The organism is Lysinibacillus sp. VIII_CA, assembly GCF_049943995.1.
GTDB classification, from domain to species: domain Bacteria; phylum Bacillota; class Bacilli; order Bacillales_A; family Planococcaceae; genus Lysinibacillus; species Lysinibacillus pinottii.
On record NZ_JBNFXM010000042.1, the window covers coordinates 1,819 to 5,652 of the forward strand.

Below are 3,834 nucleotides of genomic sequence, written 5' to 3' on the forward strand. Positions count from 1 at the left end.
TATACACTTGCTGATAAAACCGTTCCTGTATAGAAGAGTATGGTGGCAGTGCCATACACGTATCATTCAATTTTTGGTAGATAGCTTTATCTGTATCACTTAACATACTTAATTGACCAAAAGATGTAGTAAAGTCTGTTTGTATCATCTGAATTATATGCAACAATTGTTCAGCAAATCGTGAAATCGTTGTTCTTTCAAACAAATCAGTATTATATTCTAAATCCATAATTAGACCATCTTCTGACTCTACAAATGTAAGAGATAAGTTAAATTTGCTAATTGTTTGTTTTACAGGTTGTATATCCAATCGATGCAAACTGAATAGTTGAGAGGAGTTCAGTTGATAACTAAACATAGTTTGGAAAATCGGATTATCATGTTCTCTTCGTTCAGGGTTTACTACTTCAATTACCTTATCAAAAGGGTAGTTTTGATGTTGGAATGCTAAAAAACATTTTTCTTTTACGATTTCACACAATTCTTGCATTGTAGAAGCACCCGTTGTATTTATTCGAATTGCAACTGTGTTAACAAAGAAACCTTGGACATCTTCAAATGCTGTATGTTGTCTTCCTGACACAGGTGTTCCTATAACCAAATCATTCTGTCCACATATCTGCTGTAAAAATTGTGTGTAAGCAGTGAATAGCAATATGAATAGTGAAACATCTTCTTGTTGTGCAATTTTTTTTAATCCTGTCAAATGTATCTGATCTATTTTTTTGGACAGTACTGCACCACGATTAAAAGGATTACTTGACAATCGATCGTATGGTAGTGATAATTGCGGGTGGTGACTGTTTTGGAATTCTTGCTTCCAATATTGTTCTTCTAATTCCCATGTCCCTAACGAAAGATGTTTAGATTGCCATGCTACATATTCAACATATCTAACAACAGGTTTAGTATGATACACAATTTTATTTAGTAATAGTTCATCATATATCTCAAATAGCTCTTTTAGAAAGAGTTGTAAACTCCATTCATCCATAACAATATGGTGGAAATTCAAATATAACCAAGAGCAATCTTCATTTTCTGTGAATAGTATTGATCGGAATAACGGACCTTTCTCTAAATCAAACCCTTTTGAATCTATCTGCTGTATACACTTTAATCTATATCCGGCTTGTTTACCCTTTTTAATATTGGTAATATTCACGTGTATAGCTTTCACATTTAATTCTTCTTGTATGTGTTGCCCAGGCTCCCCTCGCTTTTCCCTGAAAACTGTTCGAAAAATTTCATGTCGTTTTACAATTTCGCATAAAGCTTTATTCAAAATATGGATTTGTATTCCAGGTTGTATTTGTACCTGAATAGGAATATCGTATGTTCTATCTTCTGGATACCTTTTGTATAAAAACCAAAGTCTTTTTTGTGCATGTGATAAAGGGTAATGCGTTTGATCAGGAACTAGTGGAATTACGTCTTCACTATCAATCTGATTAAATTGGTCTATATATTCAGCACATGTATGAATCGTTCGATATATATATAAATCTTTTAAACTTATCTGTACATGGAATCTGGCATGAATACGATTGATGACTTGGACTGTGAGTAAAGAATGTCCACCAATCGTGAAAAAATCATCATCGATACTTATCTGTTCAGACTCCATCCTTAAAACTTCTGCCCATATATTTTGTAATTGTAATTCAGTATCTGTATGGGGAGGGGTATATCTATGGATACGGTTTTCTAATACAGACTCAGCTTGTTTTTGTAATGAGTAAGAATCTATCTTACCGCTCGGTGTTAAAGGTAATTTTTCGATATCTTGCATGTAACTCGGTAGCATAAAATAAGGTAATTTTTCCGAAAGGTATGCTTGGAGATCGTCCGCATTCACATTATCCCCTTTTTGCAATATGTAGAAAGCCATCAATTGCTGATCACCACTTTTGTTCTGATAAACTATCACAGTTGCATGTTCAATAGAAGGGTGTTGAAGCATTTGCTCTTCTATTTCTTCTAATTCGATACGATATCCACGAATCTTCACCTGTTTATCTTTACGCCCTAAAAATTCAACTTGCCCATCTTGTGTGATACGACCTTGATCACCACTTTTATATAGTCTCGCATTAGATGAAGTTGGTAAATTAACTGTTACAAATGCTTCTTTTGTTTTAACAGGTTGATTGACATATTGCTGTGCAAGACCATCTCCACCAATATAAATCTCACCAGGTACGTACGGCGGACAAATTTGATGCTGTTCGTTCAAAATATAGATTTCTGTATGAGATAACGGTTTCCCAATTGGTATATTGGCTTGTGTTTCATTTACTTTGTTATTAATAGGATATGTGGCGACACACACTGTCGATTCTGTTGGCCCATATGCATTTACAATTGGAATTTTCAAACCTACTTTTTTTTGCCATTTACGTACCGTTTCCGGTAGCAAGCTCTCTCCTCCAACAAATACATAGTTAAGCGAATTCAATCTATCTAATTCATAGATTGGTGCTTGTGATAAAGTATGGAAAAATACCGTAGGTAAAAGACAAAATTTTACTTGTTGCTTTTCAATTGCTTCGATAAAGTGTTTGCATGATTTTCTTTCTATTTCCGAGAGAATGTGAAGCCTTCCTCCAGTTAACAAGCTACTATATATTTCCCAGACGGATGCATCAAAGATAAGTGAAGCAAATTGTATATGTACTTGATCTTTTTGAAAATGATACTTATCCTTTATAGATTTTATTAAGCGAATTACTCCCTTATGAGGAATTAATACACCTTTAGGACTCCCAGTAGAACCAGATGTATAAATGATGTAGGCTCCATCTTCCGTTGCGTGTGTACGTTTTACTTGCTCAAGAATAGTCTGTTTAGACATGTCTTCGTATAAAATTACTTTTTGGTATTGGTGAAAATTGTGTAAACTGAACTTTTGACTTGTAATAATATGAGTCGATTCACTATCTTGTAACATAAAACGAATCCTGTCTTCAGGAAAATCTGGATCTACAGGTACATAGGTACCACCTGCTTTTAATACGCCAATCATGGAAACAACAGCCTCTATACTACGATTCAGGATGATACTTACACGGTTTTGTTTTTGAAACCCTTGGTTCAATAAAGTTAGCGCCACTTTGTTCGACAAAACCCGTAATTCTTGATAAGTGATATTTTGTTGGCCCATCGTTATAGCAATACAATCTGGGTATATATCAGCTTGTTCATCAATGAGTTGATCTAATGTCAAAGGCGGTACGTTTTTCACAACCACTGTATTTTGATAAACATCATAATCCTGTGGTAAAAGCAAATTTAGATTGCACATAGATATATCACTGTTTTCTAAAAGGATCTTTAGTAAATGTTCAAATCTCTCTATAAAATTCTGTATGTCGTTTTCTTCATACATACCTGCGTTATAATCAACTTCAATGGTTATAGTATCACTTTGACTTTGAACTAATCGCCATACCATATCAAATATACTTACACGATTGTGATGTGTAATGACTCCCGTTTCTAAGTCTTCCATTCTTAAATTTGGAAGTTTTATCATATTGAATACTGTGGAGTATAAAGACGGATTATTTTCATTTTGATTTATAAATTGCTGAGTAAGATGATTCAATGGATAATGTCTATGTTCTTTAGCTTTTTTTACAGAGTAACTAACTTTTTGAACTACCTCTAAAAAAGTATCTGTTGGAGAAAATGCTATACGTAATGGAACAGTATTCACAAAATAGCCAAATACCTCTAAATCTTCTTCGTCACGGCTTCGCGTGTTAATTGGCATTCCAATTAACAAGTCTGTCTGATTTGTCATTTGATTTAATAAAACAATATAAATACTTA

Annotated in this window: 1 protein-coding gene; it reads right to left on the bottom strand. The window is 33.7% G+C overall.

Annotation, left to right across the window (positions count from 1 at the left end):
• The coding region (locus ACP3VS_RS23840; RefSeq protein WP_426390216.1) for an amino acid adenylation domain-containing protein at positions 1 to 3,834 on the bottom strand (3,834 nt) is incomplete at both ends.